The 16,466-nt window shown below is 58.9% G+C and carries 16 protein-coding genes; 13 read left to right on the top strand and 3 right to left on the bottom strand.

All coding sequences use genetic code 11. The features are described from left to right. Positions 1-35 precede the first annotated feature (35 nt). The 10 genes from FHL07_RS13605 (at position 36) to hisC (ending at position 8,080) form a co-directional block, all read left to right on the top strand. The gene (locus tag FHL07_RS13605) at positions 36-845 is read left to right on the top strand and encodes an ATP-binding cassette domain-containing protein (protein ID WP_095001145.1); all 810 of its coding nucleotides are present in this window, start codon (positions 36-38) and stop codon (positions 843-845) included. Next, positions 845-1,642, top strand: coding sequence for a lipid asymmetry maintenance ABC transporter permease subunit MlaE (mlaE, locus tag FHL07_RS13600; RefSeq protein ID WP_095001146.1), 798 nt, complete (start codon positions 845-847; stop codon positions 1,640-1,642). The genes FHL07_RS13605 and mlaE overlap by 1 nt, the downstream gene beginning before the upstream one ends. Further along, positions 1,642-2,109 (top strand): outer membrane lipid asymmetry maintenance protein MlaD, encoded by a 468-nt coding sequence (gene mlaD / locus FHL07_RS13595; RefSeq protein WP_095018238.1) that lies wholly within the window; start codon positions 1,642-1,644, stop codon positions 2,107-2,109. The genes mlaE and mlaD overlap by 1 nt, the downstream gene beginning before the upstream one ends. 11 nt (positions 2,110-2,120) lie before the next feature. Next, on the top strand, positions 2,121-2,780 hold the full coding sequence (locus FHL07_RS13590; protein ID WP_095001148.1) for an MlaC/ttg2D family ABC transporter substrate-binding protein: 660 nt from the start codon (positions 2,121-2,123) through the stop codon (positions 2,778-2,780). Next, positions 2,777-3,082: an STAS domain-containing protein gene (locus tag FHL07_RS13585; protein ID WP_095001149.1), complete on the top strand. Its 306-nt coding sequence runs from the start codon at positions 2,777-2,779 to the stop codon at positions 3,080-3,082. Before FHL07_RS13590 ends, FHL07_RS13585 begins: the two co-directional genes overlap by 4 nt. 115 nt (positions 3,083-3,197) lie before the next feature. Further along, complete coding sequence (locus FHL07_RS13580; protein WP_003439919.1) at positions 3,198-3,437, top strand: BolA family protein; 240 nt, start codon at positions 3,198-3,200, stop codon at positions 3,435-3,437. A 31-nt stretch (positions 3,438-3,468) separates the two neighbouring features. Then, complete coding sequence (gene murA / locus FHL07_RS13575; RefSeq protein WP_095001150.1) at positions 3,469-4,734, top strand: UDP-N-acetylglucosamine 1-carboxyvinyltransferase; 1,266 nt, start codon at positions 3,469-3,471, stop codon at positions 4,732-4,734. 181 nt (positions 4,735-4,915) lie between these two features. Next, positions 4,916-5,551 (top strand): ATP phosphoribosyltransferase, encoded by a 636-nt coding sequence (gene hisG, locus FHL07_RS13570; protein ID WP_016781809.1) that lies wholly within the window; start codon positions 4,916-4,918, stop codon positions 5,549-5,551. Between the two features lie 148 nt (positions 5,552-5,699). Then, the gene (gene hisD, locus FHL07_RS13565) at positions 5,700-7,022 is read left to right on the top strand and encodes a histidinol dehydrogenase (RefSeq protein WP_095001151.1); all 1,323 of its coding nucleotides are present in this window, start codon (positions 5,700-5,702) and stop codon (positions 7,020-7,022) included. A 5-nt stretch (positions 7,023-7,027) separates the two neighbouring features. Further along, complete coding sequence (gene hisC, locus FHL07_RS13560; protein ID WP_095024927.1) at positions 7,028-8,080, top strand: histidinol-phosphate transaminase; 1,053 nt, start codon at positions 7,028-7,030, stop codon at positions 8,078-8,080. A 106-nt stretch (positions 8,081-8,186) separates the two neighbouring features. On the opposite strand, the gene algW is transcribed toward hisC, so the two are convergent. After that, complete coding sequence (gene algW, locus FHL07_RS13555; protein WP_095001153.1) at positions 8,187-9,341, bottom strand: Do family serine endopeptidase AlgW; 1,155 nt, start codon at positions 9,339-9,341, stop codon at positions 8,187-8,189. A 100-nt stretch (positions 9,342-9,441) separates the two neighbouring features. Between algW and FHL07_RS13550 the strand changes: the two genes are divergently transcribed. The 3 genes from FHL07_RS13550 to cysN all read left to right on the top strand — a co-directional run bounded on the left by FHL07_RS13550 (position 9,442) and on the right by cysN (position 13,273). Next, positions 9,442-10,200 (top strand): Nif3-like dinuclear metal center hexameric protein, encoded by a 759-nt coding sequence (locus FHL07_RS13550; protein WP_095001154.1) that lies wholly within the window; start codon positions 9,442-9,444, stop codon positions 10,198-10,200. Between the two features lie 247 nt (positions 10,201-10,447). Further along, positions 10,448-11,365, top strand: coding sequence for a sulfate adenylyltransferase subunit CysD (cysD, locus tag FHL07_RS13540; RefSeq protein ID WP_095001155.1), 918 nt, complete (start codon positions 10,448-10,450; stop codon positions 11,363-11,365). A gap of 9 nt (positions 11,366-11,374) precedes the next feature. Next, positions 11,375-13,273: a sulfate adenylyltransferase subunit CysN gene (gene cysN, locus FHL07_RS13535; protein WP_095018236.1), complete on the top strand. Its 1,899-nt coding sequence runs from the start codon at positions 11,375-11,377 to the stop codon at positions 13,271-13,273. Positions 13,274-13,453: 180 nt separating this feature from the next. On the opposite strand, the gene FHL07_RS13530 is transcribed toward cysN, so the two are convergent. Further along, positions 13,454-14,359 carry an acyltransferase gene (locus FHL07_RS13530; RefSeq protein ID WP_095018235.1) on the bottom strand — a complete coding sequence of 302 codons (906 nt, stop codon included), beginning with the start codon at positions 14,357-14,359 and terminating at the stop codon, positions 13,454-13,456. Beyond that, positions 14,360-16,459: a phosphate acetyltransferase gene (gene pta / locus FHL07_RS13525; RefSeq protein WP_095001158.1), complete on the bottom strand. Its 2,100-nt coding sequence runs from the start codon at positions 16,457-16,459 to the stop codon at positions 14,360-14,362. Positions 16,460-16,466 lie beyond the last annotated feature (7 nt).

The following is a 16,466-nucleotide window of genomic DNA, read 5'->3' as shown; positions in this document are numbered from 1 at the left end:
GGTGAGAGGCAGAGGCTGCATCGCAAGGAGTTTAGATGAGCGCCGATAACGCCTACGCGGTCGAGCTGAAGGGAGTGTCCTTCAAGCGCGGTACGCGCAGCATCTTCAATAATGTCGATATTCGCATCCCGCGTGGCAAGGTCACGGGGATCATGGGGCCGTCTGGCTGCGGCAAGACCACACTGTTGCGCCTGATGGGCATGCAACTGCGTCCCAACAGCGGCGAAGTGTGGGTCAACAATCAAAACCTGCCGGCCCTGTCGCGCAGTGATTTGTTTGATGCCCGCAAGCATATGGGCGTGTTGTTTCAGAGCGGTGCGCTGTTTACCGATCTGGACGTGTTCGAGAACGTTGCTTTCCCGTTGCGGGTGCATACCGAGCTGCCGGAAGAAATGATCCGTGACATCGTGCTGCTTAAATTGCAGGCGGTGGGCTTGCGCGGAGCTATCGACCTGATGCCCGACGAGTTGTCCGGCGGCATGAAACGCCGGGTGGCGCTGGCGCGGGCGATTGCCCTGGATCCGCAGATCCTGATGTATGACGAACCCTTCGTGGGGCAGGATCCCATTGCAATGGGCGTGCTGGTACGCCTGATTCGTTTGCTCAATGATGCGCTGGGCATTACCAGTATCGTGGTTTCTCACGATCTGGCTGAAACTGCGAGCATTGCCGACTATCTGTATGTAGTCGGCGATGGCCAGGTGCTGGGGCAGGGCACGCCCGAAGAATTGATGAACGCCGATAACCCGCGCATTCGCCAGTTCATGACCGGCGACCCGGATGGCCCGGTTCCGTTCCACTTTCCGGCGTCGGACTACCGAACCGATCTACTGGGGAAGCGCTGATGCGCAAGATGTCATTAATGAGCCGTATCGGTCTGTTCGGCCGGGCCGGGATCGACACCGTTGCGGTACTGGGGCGTTCGGCAGTGTTCCTGTTTCATGCACTGCTGGGGCGTGGCGGTATCGGGGGCGGGTTTGGTTTGCTGGTCAGGCAGCTGCATTCGGTTGGCGTCATGTCGCTGGTCATTATCGTGGTGTCCGGCATATTTATCGGCATGGTACTGGCACTGCAAGGCTTCAGTATCCTGTCCAGCTATGGTTCGGAGCAGGCAGTGGGGCAGATGGTGGCCCTGACCCTGTTGCGCGAACTGGGTCCCGTGGTTACCGCCTTGCTGTTCGCCGGGCGCGCAGGGTCGGCGCTGACGGCTGAAATCGGCAACATGAAATCGACCGAGCAGCTGTCCAGCCTGGAAATGATCGGTGTTGATCCGCTCAAGTACATCATTGCGCCGCGGTTGTGGGCCGGGTTTATTTCCCTGCCTGTGCTGGCGATGATTTTCAGCGTGGTCGGGATCTGGGGTGGTTCGTGGGTTGCCGTGGACTGGCTCGGTGTCTACGACGGCTCCTACTGGGCCAACATGCAAAACAGCGTAACCTTCAGTGGTGACGTAATTAACGGGATCATCAAAAGCATCGTGTTTGCCTTTGTGGTGACCTGGATTGCCGTGTTTCAAGGTTATGACTGTGAGCCCACCTCAGAGGGGATCAGCCGTGCCACTACCAAGACCGTGGTGTATGCCTCACTGGCAGTCCTCGGGCTGGACTTTATATTGACCGCCTTGATGTTTGGAGATTTCTGATGCAAAACCGCACCATGGAAATCGGTGTCGGCCTGTTCCTGCTGGCTGGCATCCTGGCTTTGCTGTTGCTTGCCTTGCGGGTCAGCGGGCTGTCCCCGACGGCGAGCACTGACACCTACAAGCTCTATGCCAATTTCGACAATATTGCCGGGCTGACCGTGCGCGCCAAAGTCACCATGGCTGGCGTGACCATCGGCAAGGTGACAGCAATCGACCTGGACCGTGACAACTACATGGCCCGCGTCACATTGCAGCTCGAAAAAGCGGTGGATAACCTGCCTGTGGATTCGACAGCGTCTATCCTCACAGCAGGCCTGCTGGGCGAGAAATACATCGGCATCAGCGTGGGTGGCGAAGACGCGACCCTCAAGGACGGCGGCACCATTCACGACACGCAGTCGTCGCTGGTTCTTGAAGACCTGATCGGTAAATTCCTGCTCAATACCGTTAGCAAAGACGCCAAATAAGGAGCTTCCAGATGATTTCTCTCTTGCGCCGTGGCCTGCTGGTAATACTGGCCGCAGCCCTTCCTCTGGTGGCGAACGCCGCGCCGGGGCAGTCGGCCCATGACATCGTTTCAGATACCACGACAAGGTTGCTGGCCGACCTGGCTGCCAACAAGGAGCAATACAAACAAAGCCCAAGCAAGTTCTATGATGCCCTGAACGAAATCGTCGGCCCTGCAGTAGATGTTGATGGCATCTCCAAAAGCATCATGACGGTCAAGTACTCGCGCAATGCAACGCCTGCCCAGATGCAGCGCTTTCAAGAGAACTTCAAGCGCAGCCTGATGCAGTTCTACGGCAATGCCTTGCTTGAGTTCAAGAATCAGGGCATCACCGTTGGCCCGGCCAAGGACGAAAGCGGCGATCGCACCAGTGTCGACATGACCGTCAAGGGTGACAACGGCGCCATTTATCCATTGTCCTATACCCTTAACAAGGTCAACGGCGAGTGGAAAGTGCGTAACGTGATCATCAATGGCATCAATATCGGCAAGCTGTTCCGCGATCAGTTCGCCGATGCCATGCAGCGCAACGGCAACAACCTGGATAAAACCATCGACAACTGGGCGGGTGAAGTGGCCAAGGCCAAGCAGACCACTGATGCGGCATCGCCCAAGGCAGCCGGGCAATGAGTGAAGCGGCCATAACCCTGGCCGGCGAGAGCGAGCTTCGCCTTAGTGGCGTGCTCGATTATCAGACTGGCCCCCGTTTGCGCACAGAAGGTCAGGCCCTGATCAAAAAAGCCCTGGCCAAAGAGCTGGTGGTTGACTGCTCGGGCGTTACCAAATCGAGCAGCGTCGGTTTGTCGCTGCTGCTGTGTTATATCCGTGATGCCCAGGCCCTGAACAAGCCATTGAGCATTCGTGCCATGCCCGAAGACATGCGCGAAATCGCCCAGGTTTCGGGTGTGACCGAGCTGCTGGCACATCATTAATCGCCACATATAAATAAGCCCCCCTGTCAGAGTCCTGTTATGCGGGGTTCGCAGGCACGGGGCTTTTTTGTATGATGGCCGACCCGTGCGCGTTAGGCGCCGATTGAGGTTGAGCATGCAGGCCGTAGAAGTGAAGAGCTTTCTTGAAGGAAAGCTGCCAGGAACCCAGGTAGAAGTTGAGGGCGAAGGCTGCAACTTTCAGTTGAACGTGATCAGTGACGAACTGGTGGCCCTGAGCCCGGTCAAACGTCAACAAAGCATCTATGCCCATTTGAACCCGTGGATCGCTGATGGCAGCATCCATGCGGTCACTATGAAATTCTTCAGCAGCGCGGCCTGGGCCGAGCGCACCTGAGCCCCCTGAGCCCATTGGCGTCGAGATTGTTATGGATAAATTGATTATTACCGGCGGTGCCCGCCTTGATGGCGAGATCCGCATTTCCGGGGCGAAGAACTCTGCCCTGCCGATCCTGGCAGCGACCCTGCTGTGCAATGGCCCGGTCACTGTAGCCAACCTGCCGCATTTGCATGACATCACCACCATGATCGAGCTGTTCGGTCGCATGGGCATTGAGCCGGTGATCGATGAAAAGCTCAGTGTCGAAATCAACCCGAACACCATCAAAACCCTGGTCGCGCCGTATGAGCTGGTGAAAACCATGCGCGCATCGATCCTGGTACTGGGGCCGATGGTTGCACGTTTCGGTTACGCTGAAGTTGCCTTGCCGGGCGGCTGCGCCATTGGCTCGCGTCCGGTTGACCTGCACATCCGCGGCCTTGAAGCCATGGGCGCAGTGATCGACGTTGAAGGTGGCTACATCAAGGCCAAGGCACCTGAAGGCGGCTTGCGCGGTGCCAGCTTCTTCTTTGATACCGTCAGCGTGACCGGTACCGAGAACATCATGATGGCCGCAGCACTGGCCAACGGCCGCAGCGTATTGCAGAACTCTGCACGCGAGCCTGAAGTCGTCGACCTGGCCAACTTCCTGAACGCCATGGGCGCCAAGGTAAGCGGTGCTGGTACTGACACCATCACCATTGATGGCGTCAAAGAGCTGCATTCGGCGACTTACCGCGTCATGCCGGACCGTATTGAAACCGGTACTTACCTGGTAGCCGCTGCCGTCACCGGTGGCCGCGTGAAGGTCAAGGACACTGATCCGACCATCCTTGAAGCCGTCCTTGAGAAGCTCAAGGAAGCAGGCGCCGAGGTCACCACCGGTGAAGACTGGATCGAGCTGAACATGCACGGCAAACGCCCTAAAGCGGTAAACGTGCGTACTGCTCCGTACCCGGCGTTTCCGACCGACATGCAGGCGCAGTTCATCTCGCTCAACGCCATTGCCGAAGGCACGGGTGCAGTGATCGAGACGATCTTCGAAAACCGCTTCATGCACGTGTATGAACTGCACCGCATGGGCGCCAAGATCCAGGTTGAAGGCAACACTGCCATCGTGACCGGCACTGAAACCCTCAAGGGCGCGCCAGTAATGGCCACCGACCTGCGTGCTTCTGCCAGCCTGGTGATTTCGGCGCTGGTGGCGGAAGGCGATACCCTGATCGATCGCATCTACCACATAGACCGTGGTTACGAGTGCATCGAAGAAAAACTGCAAATGCTGGGCGCCAAAATCCGCCGCGTTCCGGGCTAGTTTTTGCTGTTTGGCATCATGGGCACAGGGATAGTGTCCAGCTGCCAGGTGACGTAACGGCCTGCAAGCGTTACCTTACCTGGCCTCGAATCGTTCAAGTCGAGCCTGATATCAGGCTCGATGCTTGTCCGGCGCCGATTGCGCACGGGCAAAAGTACCCTGATAAGGACTTACGTTTCCCATGTTGACCATTGCACTGTCCAAGGGCCGTATCCTTGACGACACCCTGCCGCTTCTGGCCGAAGCAGGCATTGTGCCGACCGAGAATCCGGACAAAAGCCGCAAGCTGATCATCCCGACCTCACAGCCTGACGTCCGCCTGCTGATCGTCCGTGCCACCGACGTGCCGACTTACGTTGAGCATGGTGCCGCCGACCTCGGTGTGGCCGGTAAAGACGTGCTGATGGAGTACGGTGGCCAGGGCCTGTACGAGCCGCTGGACCTGCAGATTGCCCAGTGCAAGCTGATGACCGCCGGTGCCATTGGTGTCGCTGAACCCAAGGGCCGCCTGCGCGTTGCGACCAAGTTCGTCAACGTCGCCAAGCGTTACTACGCCGAACAGGGCCGTCAGGTCGACATCATCAAGCTGTATGGCTCGATGGAGCTGGCCCCCCTGATTGGCCTGGCCGACAAGATCATTGACGTGGTCGATACCGGTAACACCTTGCGTGCCAATGGCCTGGAACCCCAGGAATTCATTGCCGCCATCAGCTCCCGCCTGGTGGTTAACAAGGCTTCGATGAAAATGCAGCACGCCCGTATTCAAGCCCTGATCGATACCCTGCGCAAAGCTGTGGAATCTCGACACCGCGGCTGACTCACCTGCGCGGCTTCAGGTCGCGCCCATCTATCCGCGTAATAGCCAGAAATCTCAGGTACCCACGCGGATGGCTTGGTAGTCTTGTGGTGCCTGAGCTGCGCAAAACCCTTATTCCAAGCATTCGCCCATTACCGAGGCCCTCGCTATGACCGCTCCCACTGCAATTCGCCGACTCAACGCTGCTGACCCGGACTTCGCGCAGCATCTGGATCATCTGCTGAGCTGGGAAAGTGTGTCTGACGACTCGGTCAACCAGCGTGTGCTCGACATCATCAAGGCTGTGCGTGAGCGGGGCGACGCTGCCCTGGTTGAGTTCACCCAGCGCTTTGACGGGCTTGAAGTGGCCTCGATGGCTGACCTGATCCTGCCGCGCGAGCGCCTGGAACTGGCCCTGACCCGCATCACTGCGCCACAACGTGAAGCACTGGAAACGGCCGCACAGCGCGTGCGCAGCTACCACGAGAAACAGAAACAGGACTCCTGGAGCTACACCGAAGCCGATGGTACGGTGCTGGGCCAGAAAGTCACGCCGCTGGATCGCGCCGGTCTGTACGTACCGGGTGGCAAGGCGTCGTACCCTTCGTCGGTGCTGATGAACGCGATTCCGGCCAAGGTTGCCGGCGTGACCGAAGTGGTGATGGTCGTGCCGACCCCGCGTGGCGAAATCAATGAGCTGGTGCTGGCTGCCGCCTGCATTGCGGGCGTTGACCGGGTGTTCACCATTGGTGGCGCACAAGCGGTTGCGGCATTGGCTTATGGCACCGAAAGCGTACCCAAAGTCGACAAGGTGGTAGGCCCGGGCAATATCTACGTCGCGACCGCCAAGCGCCATGTATTTGGCCAGGTAGGCATCGACATGATTGCCGGCCCTTCGGAGATCCTCGTCGTGTGCGACGGCCAGACCGACCCGGACTGGATTGCCATGGATTTGTTCTCCCAGGCCGAGCACGATGAAGACGCGCAAGCGATTCTGGTTAGCCCCGATGCCGAGTTCCTCGACAAGGTGGCGGCCAGCATCGCCAAACTGCTGCCGACCATGGAGCGGGCCGAAATCATCGAAACCTCGATCAATGGTCGTGGTGCGCTGATTCTGGTGAACGACATGCAGCAGGCTATCGACGTGGCCAACCGCATTGCTCCGGAACACCTGGAGCTATCGGTGGCAGACCCGCAAGCCTGGTTGCCGCAGATCCGCCACGCCGGTGCGATCTTTATGGGTCGTCACACCTCAGAGGCGCTGGGCGACTACTGCGCAGGGCCTAATCACGTACTGCCGACTTCCGGTACGGCGCGTTTTTCGTCACCGCTTGGCGTTTATGATTTCCAGAAGCGCTCCTCGATTATCTTCTGCTCCGAGCAGGGTGCTTCCGACTTGGGCAAAACCGCTTCGATTCTCGCTCGCGGCGAATCGCTGACCGGTCACGCCCGCAGTGCCGAATACCGCATCCTCGCCGACAAACAGGGGTAACAAGTATGAGCAAGTTCTGGAGCCCATTCGTTAAAGCCCTGGTGCCTTATGTGCCGGGTGAGCAACCGAAGCTGACCAAACTGGTCAAGCTCAACACCAACGAAAACCCCTATGGGCCTTCGCCTAAAGCGCTGGCAGCGATGCAGGCCGAAATCAATGACAACCTGCGTTTATACCCCGACCCGAACAGCGACCTGCTTAAGCAGGCGGTGGCCGAGTATTACGGTGTGCAGACCAATCAGGTGTTTTTGGGCAACGGCTCGGACGAAGTGCTGGCCCATGTTTTCAATGGCCTGTTCCAGCACGACAAACCGCTGCTGTTTCCGGATATAAGTTACAGTTTTTATCCGGTTTACTGCGGGCTGTATGGCATCGAATTTGACGCCATAGCACTGGATGAGCAGTTCCAGATCCAGCCTGCGGACTACACCCGGGCCAATGGCGGGATCATCTTCCCCAACCCCAATGCACCGACCGGTTGCCTGCTGGCGCTGGAGGCCATCGAACAGATCCTCAAGGCCAACCCTGATTCGGTGGTCGTGGTGGATGAAGCGTATATCGACTTTGGCGGCGAAACGGCCATCAGCCTGGTGGACCGTTATCCGAACCTGCTGGTCACCCAGACCCTGTCCAAGTCGCGCTCCCTGGCCGGTTTGCGTGTCGGCCTGGCGGTGGGCCATCCGGATCTGATCGAAGCGCTGGAGCGAATCAAGAACAGCTTCAACTCCTATCCGCTTGATCGTATCGCCATTGTTGGCGCAGCGGCAGCGTTTGCCGACCGCGAATATTTCGAACAGACCTGCCAGTGGGTGATCGACAGTCGCGAGCAAGTGGTCGCGCAGTTGCAGGCGCTGGGCTTTGAAGTGCTGCCATCGGCCGCGAACTTTATCTTCGCCCGTCACCCGGAACACGATGCGGCGGCGTTGGCGGCCAAGTTGCGTGATCAGGGGGTGATCGTGCGTCACTTCAAGCAACTGCGCATTGCCCAGTTCCTGCGCATCAGCATCGGCACGCCGGAGCAGAATGCGGCGTTGATTGAAGGGTTGTCAGACTTGTAACCGCTGCCCTCTCCCGGAGGGAGAGGGGACTAAAGCAAGAGCAGTATTCGCGCAGCACCACAAATCGGCCCCCTCTCCCTTTAGGAGAGGGCTGGGGTGAGGGTTTTCAGTCGTTCTGCGGCGGCTGCTCTTGCGGCGGTCGCAGGCCCACTGCGGCGGTGAGCTTGAGCTCTTTGCCGTTGCGCATGACCTGTATGGTGATTTTGTCCGAAGGTTTGATCCGCGCCACCTGATTCATCGAACGACGGCCATCGCTGGCGGGTTCGCCATCAATGCTCAGAATCACGTCTCCCAGTTGCAAACCGGCTTTTTGCGCCGGGCCATCACGGAAAATCCCCGCCACCACAATTCCCGGACGACCACTGAGGCCAAACGACTCGGCCAGCTCCTGGGTCAACGGCTGCACTTCAATGCCCAGCCAGCCGCGAATCACCTGGCCGTGCTCGATGATCGACTTCATGACTTCCATGGCCAGATTGATCGGGATCGCAAAACCGATGCCCTGTGAGCCGCCGGACTTGGAGAAAATCGCGGTGTTGATGCCGGTCAGGTTACCGTTGGCATCCACCAGCGCGCCGCCCGAGTTACCCGGGTTGATCGCGGCATCCGTCTGGATAAAGTCTTCGTAGTTGTTCAGGCCCAACTGGTTGCGCCCGGTGGCACTGATAATGCCCATGGTGGTGGTCTGGCCAACGCCAAACGGGTTGCCGATCGCCAGGGCGATATCGCCGATGCGCAGGGTGTCCGAGCGGCCGATGGTAATTGCAGGCAGGTTTTTCAGGTCGATCTTCAGTACTGCCAGGTCCGTTTCCGGGTCGCTACCAATAACCCGTGCATGTGTTTCGCGGCCGTCCTTGAGTGCCACCACAATCTGGTCGGCACCTGCGACTACATGGTTATTGGTCAGTAAATAGCCCTCGGGGCTCATCAGCACTGCCGAACCGAGGCTGGACTCCATGCGTCGCTGCTTGGGTTCGTTGTTGCCGAAAAAGTGACGGAACTGCGGGTCTTCAAACAATGGGCGGGCGTTTTTGTTCACCACCTTGGTGGTGTACAAGTTGGCCACGGCAGGCGCGGCGCGCACCACTGCATCGGCGTAGGTCACGGGACCCTGCTGCATGTAACTGGTTTGCGGGGCTTGTTGCAGATTAACGTCCAGGCTCGGCAGCCCAACCCATTGCGGGTAACGCTGAATAATCAGCAAAGCGATAAGCACGCCAGCCAGCAACGGCCAGCCAAAGAAACGCAAAGCCTTAAACATTGAACTCAGTCCTGAAGGTTGCAGAGCCATTCTGACGGCCCATAATGACGCCATTATACGAGGGCCGCCCGGCTCTGAACGCTATATTTAGGAGTCTTTTATGGCTGTCTCCCTGAGCACGCTGGTAGAAGAGGCAAATCGTTACCTCAACTGTGCCGCCATCGGCGATTACTGCCCCAATGGCTTGCAAGTCGAAGGCCGCCCGCAGGTGATGCGTATAGTCAGTGGCGTGACCGCCAGCCAGGCATTGCTGGATGCCGCAGTCGAGGCCCAGGCTGATCTGGTGCTGGTGCATCACGGCTACTTCTGGAAAGGCGAAGACCCGTGCGTTACCGGTATGAAGCAGCGCCGCCTGAAAACCCTGCTCAAGCACGATATCAGCCTGCTGGCCTACCACTTGCCGCTGGATCTGCATCCAGAAGTGGGCAACAACGTGCAATTGGCCCGGCAGCTGGATATCACCGTCGAAGGTCCGCTGGAACCGGGCAATTCGAAAGTGGTGGGGCTGGTGGGTTCCTTGGCCGAGCCTGTAACGGCCCGCGATTTTGCCCGCCGTGTGCAAGAAGCGCTGGGCCGTGAGCCGTTGCTGATTGAAGGCAGCGAAATGATCCGTCGCGTGGGCTGGTGTACCGGTGGCGGGCAGGGCTTTATCGATCAGGCGGTACAGGCGGGGGTTGATCTGTACCTGAGTGGCGAAGCGTCAGAGCAGACTTTCCATAGTGCCAGGGAAAACGACATCAGCTTTATTGCCGCAGGCCATCACGCCACCGAACGTTATGGCGTGCAAGCCCTGGGGGATTACCTGGCGCGGCGCTTCGCCCTGGAACACCTGTTTATCGATTGCCCGAATCCGATCTGAGCATTGGAGTTGAACCCTGTGGGAGCGGGCTTGCTCGCGATCGAATCAACGCGTTCTTGCTGTATAACCGCATTGCCTGCATCGCGAGCAAGCCCGCTCCCACATGGAGTAATCGCCCAAACTCCGAGGTCTATTCTTAGACCGTTTCGATCTAGTTGGCGCCATCTATAGAAGAGGGTGCTGTGCTAGCATTCGCCCCTCGAACACGGCCCGCAGGCCGTTCATAAGATAGCTTTCGTGAGTAGCCATGGTCGACAAACTGACGCACCTGAAACAGCTGGAGGCGGAAAGCATCCACATCATCCGCGAGGTGGCCGCCGAGTTCGATAACCCGGTGATGCTGTACTCGATCGGTAAAGATTCCGCCGTGATGCTGCACCTTGCTCGCAAGGCGTTTTTCCCTGGCAAGCTGCCGTTTCCGGTGATGCATGTCGACACCCAGTGGAAATTCCAGGAGATGTACAGCTTTCGCGACAAGATGGTCGCCGAGCTGGGCCTGGACCTGATCACTCACGTCAACCCGGACGGCGTGGCACAAGGGATTAACCCTTTCACCCACGGCAGCGCCAAGCATACCGATATCATGAAGACCGAGGGCCTGAAGCAGGCTCTGGACAAATACGGTTTTGATGCAGCCTTTGGTGGTGCGCGTCGCGATGAAGAAAAATCCCGTGCCAAAGAGCGCGTGTATTCCTTCCGTGACAGCAAGCACCGCTGGGACCCGAAAAATCAGCGGCCCGAGTTGTGGAACGTCTACAACGGCAACGTCAACAAGGGCGAATCGATTCGCGTGTTCCCGTTGTCGAACTGGACCGAGCTGGATATCTGGCAGTACATCTACCTCGAAGGCATCCCGATTGTGCCGCTGTACTTCGCCGCAGAACGCGAAGTGATCGAGAAGAACGGCACGCTGATCATGATCGACGACGAGCGCATCCTTGAGCACCTGTCTGATGAAGACAAGGCGCGTATCGTCAAGAAAAAGGTCCGTTTCCGGACGCTTGGCTGCTACCCGCTGACCGGCGCGGTGGAGTCCGAGGCTGAAACCCTGACCGACATCATCCAGGAAATGCTCCTGACGCGAACTTCCGAGCGCCAGGGCCGAGTCATCGACCACGATGGCGCAGGCTCGATGGAAGATAAAAAACGTCAAGGTTATTTCTAAGGGGTTGTCATGTCGCACGTATCTGATTTGATCAGCGAGGACATCCTCGCCTACCTGGGCCAGCACGAACGCAAGGAAATGCTGCGTTTCCTGACCTGTGGCAACGTCGACGACGGCAAGAGCACCCTGATCGGGCGCTTGCTGCACGACTCCAAGATGATCTACGAAGACCATCTGGAAGCCATTACCCGCGACTCGAAAAAAAGCGGTACCACAGGCGACGATATCGACCTGGCGCTGCTGGTAGACGGCCTGCAAGCTGAGCGCGAGCAGGGTATTACCATCGACGTGGCTTATCGTTATTTCTCCACCGCCAAGCGCAAATTCATCATTGCCGACACCCCTGGCCATGAGCAGTACACCCGCAACATGGCCACCGGTGCATCGACCTGTGACCTGGCGATCATTCTGGTGGATGCCCGTTACGGCGTGCAGACCCAGACCCGTCGCCACAGCTTTATTGCTTCGTTGCTGGGCATCAAGCATATCGTCGTGGCCATCAACAAGATGGACCTCAAGGGTTTCGACGAGGGTGTGTTCGAGTCGATCAAGGCCGACTACCTGAAGTTCGCCGAAGGCTTGAAGATGAAGCCTACCAGCCTGCACTTTGTGCCGATGTCCGCCCTTAAAGGCGACAACGTGGTGAACAAGTCCGAGCGCTCGCCGTGGTACACCGGCCAGTCGCTGATGGAAATCCTCGAAACCGTGGAAGTGGCGGCCGACCGCAACCTCACCGACCTGCGCTTCCCGGTGCAGTACGTGAACCGTCCGAACCTGAACTTCCGTGGTTTTGCCGGTACCCTGGCCAGCGGCATCGTGCACAAGGGCGATGAAATCGTCGTATTGCCGTCGGGCAAGAGCAGCCGGGTCAAATCCATCGTCACCTTTGAAGGTGAGCTGGAACACGCAGGCCCGGGCCAGGCAGTTACGCTGACCATGGAAGACGAGATCGACATCTCCCGTGGCGACCTGTTGGTGCATGCCGACAATGTGCCGCTGGTGACTGACAACTTCGAAGCCATGCTGGTGTGGATGGCTGAAGAGCCGATGCTGCCGGGCAAGAAGTACGACATCAAGCGCGCCACCAGCTATGTACCGGGTTCGATTGCCAGCATCGTCAACAAGGTCGATGTGAACACCCTGGAAGAGGGCCCGGCCAGCGCCTTGCAACTGAACGAGATCGGCAAGGTCAAGATCAGCCTCGATGCACCGATCGCCCTGGACGGCTACGCCAGCAACCGCACCACCGGTTCGTTTATCATCATCGACCGTTTGACCAATGGCACTGTCGGTGCCGGGATGATCGTTGCACAGCCGTTGAGTCATGGCAGCGCGACCCATCATGGTAAATTGGCGCATGTGGCGGTTGAAGAGCGTGCCCAGCGCTTTGGCCAGCAACCCGCCACAGTGCTGTTCAGCGGCCTGTCCGGCGCCGGCAAGAGCACTCTGGCCTATGCTGTTGAGCGCAAGCTGTTCGACATGGGCCGTGCGGTGTTTGTACTCGATGGTCAGAACCTGCGCCATGACCTGAACAAGGGGCTGCCACAGGATCGTGCCGGTCGTACGGAAAACTGGCGTCGTGCCGCTCACGTGGCGCGTCAGTTTAACGAAGCGGGCTTGCTGACATTGGCCGCGTTCGTGGCACCGGATGCCGAAGGCCGTGAACAGGCGAAGGCGCTGATCGGCAGCGACCGTCTGCTTACCGTGTATGTGCAGGCATCCCCGGCCGTATGCGCCGAGCGAGACCCGCAAGGTTTGTATGCGGCGGGTGGCGACAATATTCCGGGTGAGTCCTTCCCGTATGACGTGCCGTTGAATGCCGACCTGGTGGTCGACACGCAAACGCTGTCACTGGAAGAAAGCGTCAAGCAGGTGCTGGACCTGTTGCGTCAACGCGGCGCAATTTAAGCCGCACTAAAAAGCCCGCCACCGAGTGATCGGTGGCGGGCTTTTTGTTGGGCGCTGTATTTTCCCCCAGCCCTCTCCCGAGGGAGAGGGAGCTGATTTGTGGTGTTGTACAGGTCTGCTTTTGCCTTTAGTCCCCTCTCCCTTTGGGAGAGGGTTAGGGTGAGGGGCTTTTGATCTTCTTCACTGTGCCGGATAGTCCCGATGCAACTGCTCCAGCAAGCGGTCCTTCTCTTCCCAGAGCTGGTTGATCCAGCCCTGGAACGCCAGGCGGTACTCCGGGTCCTGGTCGTAGTTCTTGCCCAGGAATTCATCGGGTATTTGCAGCTCTTCAAACACCACGACTACGTCCTTCACATTGCCGCACAACAAGTCCCAGTACCCCGGACGCCCGCCCGGGTAGTGGATGGTCACGTTGACGATTGATTTCAGCTGTTCGCCCATCGCGTCCAGGACGAAGGCGATACCGCCGGCCTTGGGCTTGAGCAGGTAGCGAAACGGCGAGTTCTGTTGCGCATGCTTGGCTTCGGTGAAGCGCGTGCCTTCGACGAAGTTGAAGATGCCCACCGACTGGTTCTTGAATTTGGCGCAGGTCTTGCGCGTAGTTGCCAGGTCAGCGCCTTTCTTTTCCGGGTGCCTGGCCAGGTACGCCTTCGAATAGCGTTTCATAAACGGAAAGCCCAGTGCCCACCACGCCAGGCCAATCACCGGAACCCAGATCAGTTCCTGTTTAAGGAAGAACTTCAGCGGACGGATGCGTTTGTTAAGCACATATTGAAGCACCATGATGTCAACCCAGCTCTGGTGGTTGCTGGTCACCAGATACGAGTGCTCATAGTCCAGCCCTTCAAGGCCCTTGATATGCCAGCGGGTCTTGCGTATCAGGTCCATCCAGCGGTTGTTGTTGCCGACCCAGGCTTCGTGGATTCGGCGCATCAATTCGTCGGTCAGCCGTTGCGCCGCCGGGAACGGCAGGCACAGCTTGAAAATCGCGACGATAAACAACGGCGTGCAACACAGGATGGTGTTGATCGCCAGCAGCAGTGAAGCGATGACGCCGCGTATCGGCGCAGGCAGAAAGTCCAGCATTTACACATCCATAGGTCGGTTGGCGGCTTGAATCGCCGTAAGGGCGATGGTGTAGACGATATCGTCCACTTGTGCGCCGCGAGGCAGATCGTTTACCGGTTTGCGCAGGCCTTGCAGCATAGGCCCCAGGCTGACGCAGTCAGCGCTGCGCTGTACGGCTTTGTGCGTGGTGTTGCCGGTATTGAGGTCGGGGAACACAAATACCGTGGCCCGGCCCGCCACCTGGCTGTTGGGCGCCAGTTGCCTGGCCACCACTTCGTTGGCTGCTGCGTCGTATTGCAACGGGCCGTCGATCAGCAGCGCATGTTGCGCTTCGTGCGCCAGAAGGGTGGCTTCGCGGACTTTTTCGACTTCTTCACCGCTGGCCGATTCGCCGCTGGAGTAGCTGATCATGGCCACCCGTGGCGTGATGCCGAAGGCAGCGGCAGAGTCGGCACTTTGCAGGGCGATCTCAGCCAGTTCAGTGGCGCTCGGGTGCGGGTTCATGACGCAGTCGCCATACACCAGCACCTGCTCGGGGAACAACATGAAGAACACGGATGACACCAGCGTACAGCCCGGCGCGGTTTTGATCAGTTGCAGGGCAGGGCGGATGGTGTTGGCGGTGGAGTGGATCACCCCTGAAACCAGACCGTCGACCTCATCCAGAGCCAGCATCATGGTGCCAATCACTACCGGGTCTTCCAGTTGCTGCTCGGCCATCGGCGCGTTGATGCTTTTGGTTTTGCGCAGGGCCACCATCGGTTCGACGTACCGGCCGCGGATCAGGTCCGGGTCAAGAATCTCCAGTCCCTCGGGCAGTTCAAAACCGTGGGCCTTGGCCACTGCCTGGACTTCTTCGGGCTTGGCCAGCAACACACAACGGGCGATACCGCGTGCCTGGCAAATGGCCGCAGCCTGTACGGTCAGGGGTTCGCTGCCTTCGGGCAGGACAATGCGTTTGTTGGCCTGCTGGGCGCGCTGGATCAACTGATAGCGAAAAACTGCAGGGGTGAGGCGCATTTCGCGGGGTGTACCGCAGCGCTGGTGCAGCCAGTGGGCATCGAGGTGGCTGGCGACGAAATCAGTGATGATTTCCGCGCGCTCGCGGTCATCGATGGGAATTTCCTTGTTCAGGCCGTTGAGACGGTTGGCGGTGTCGTACGAGCCGGTACTCACCGACAGCACCGGCAGCCCGGCCTGCAGGGCGCCACGGCAGAGTTCCATCAGGCGTGGGTCGGGCTGGGTGTCGCTGGTCAGCAGCAGGCCGGCCAGCGGGACGCCGTTCATGGCAGCGAGGCTCACGGCCAGGATAATGTCGTCGCGATCTCCCGGGGTAACCACCAGCACGCCCGGTTTGAGCAGTTGCAGGGTGTTGAGCACCGTGCGTGCGCAGAGGATGATTTTCGACATGCGACGGGTTTCATAGTCCCCGGCATTGAGCACCTGGGCTCCCAGCAATTCGGCCACATCGCGGGTGCGTGGAGCATTCAGCTCGGGCTGAAAGGGAATGCAGCCCAGTAACTTGAAATCACCACTGCGCAGCAGCGGCGAATGCTCTTTGAGGCGTGCCGCAAAAGCGTCCATGCTTTCGTCGGTGCGCACCTTGTTGAGGATCACGCCCAGCACTTTCGGGTCTTTTGGCCCGCCAAACAGCTGGGCCTGCAACTCCACCCGACCCGACAGCTCGGTCAGCACTTCGTTTTCCGGGGCCGAGACCAGGATCACTTCAGCATCCAGGCTCTTGGCCAGGTGCAGGTTGACCCGTGCCGCGTAGCTGGCCGTGCGGGTGGGCACCATGCCTTCGACAATCAGCACGTCCTTGCCGATGGCCGCTTGTTGATAGAGGTTGATGATTTCTTCGAGCAACTCATCGAGCTGGCCGTCACCCAGCATGCGCTCGACATGGGCCAGGCCCAGTGGGGTAGGCGGCTTGAGGCCGTGGGTGCGGGCCACCAGTTCAGTGGAGCGCTCCGGCCCCAAATCCCCCGGGTGCGGCTGGGCAATGGGCTTGAAAAACCCGACTTTAAGCCCGGCGCGCTCAAGAGTGCGAACCAGGCCCAGGCTAATGGATGTCAGACCCACACCAAAATCGGTGGGCGCGATAAAGAAAGTTTGCATGCGAGCT

This window comes from Pseudomonas sp. FSL W7-0098, assembly GCF_005930585.1.
GTDB lineage: Bacteria > Pseudomonadota > Gammaproteobacteria > Pseudomonadales > Pseudomonadaceae > Aquipseudomonas > Aquipseudomonas bubulae.
The sequence above is the reverse complement of the archived record's forward strand: the minus strand, read 5'-3'. Positions and strand labels throughout refer to the sequence as shown.

Bases quoted from the DNA above. Each gene is read 5' to 3' on its own strand.
- FHL07_RS13605 (WP_095001145.1), top strand. From the start codon at position 36: ATGAGCGCCGATAACGCCTACGCGGTCGAGCTGAAGGGAGTGTCCTTC.
- mlaE (WP_095001146.1), top strand. From the start codon at position 845: ATGCGCAAGATGTCATTAATGAGCCGTATCGGTCTGTTCGGCCGGGCC.
- mlaD (WP_095018238.1), top strand. From the start codon at position 1,642: ATGCAAAACCGCACCATGGAAATCGGTGTCGGCCTGTTCCTGCTGGCT.
- FHL07_RS13590 (WP_095001148.1), top strand. From the start codon at position 2,121: ATGATTTCTCTCTTGCGCCGTGGCCTGCTGGTAATACTGGCCGCAGCC.
- FHL07_RS13585 (WP_095001149.1), top strand. From the start codon at position 2,777: ATGAGTGAAGCGGCCATAACCCTGGCCGGCGAGAGCGAGCTTCGCCTT.
- FHL07_RS13580 (WP_003439919.1), top strand. From the start codon at position 3,198: ATGCAGGCCGTAGAAGTGAAGAGCTTTCTTGAAGGAAAGCTGCCAGGA.
- murA (WP_095001150.1), top strand. From the start codon at position 3,469: ATGGATAAATTGATTATTACCGGCGGTGCCCGCCTTGATGGCGAGATC.
- hisG (WP_016781809.1), top strand. From the start codon at position 4,916: ATGTTGACCATTGCACTGTCCAAGGGCCGTATCCTTGACGACACCCTG.
- hisD (WP_095001151.1), top strand. From the start codon at position 5,700: ATGACCGCTCCCACTGCAATTCGCCGACTCAACGCTGCTGACCCGGAC.
- hisC (WP_095024927.1), top strand. From the start codon at position 7,028: ATGAGCAAGTTCTGGAGCCCATTCGTTAAAGCCCTGGTGCCTTATGTG.
- algW (WP_095001153.1), bottom strand. From the start codon at position 9,341: ATGTTTAAGGCTTTGCGTTTCTTTGGCTGGCCGTTGCTGGCTGGCGTG.
- FHL07_RS13550 (WP_095001154.1), top strand. From the start codon at position 9,442: ATGGCTGTCTCCCTGAGCACGCTGGTAGAAGAGGCAAATCGTTACCTC.
- cysD (WP_095001155.1), top strand. From the start codon at position 10,448: ATGGTCGACAAACTGACGCACCTGAAACAGCTGGAGGCGGAAAGCATC.
- cysN (WP_095018236.1), top strand. From the start codon at position 11,375: ATGTCGCACGTATCTGATTTGATCAGCGAGGACATCCTCGCCTACCTG.
- FHL07_RS13530 (WP_095018235.1), bottom strand. From the start codon at position 14,359: ATGCTGGACTTTCTGCCTGCGCCGATACGCGGCGTCATCGCTTCACTG.
- pta (WP_095001158.1), bottom strand. From the start codon at position 16,459: ATGCAAACTTTCTTTATCGCGCCCACCGATTTTGGTGTGGGTCTGACA.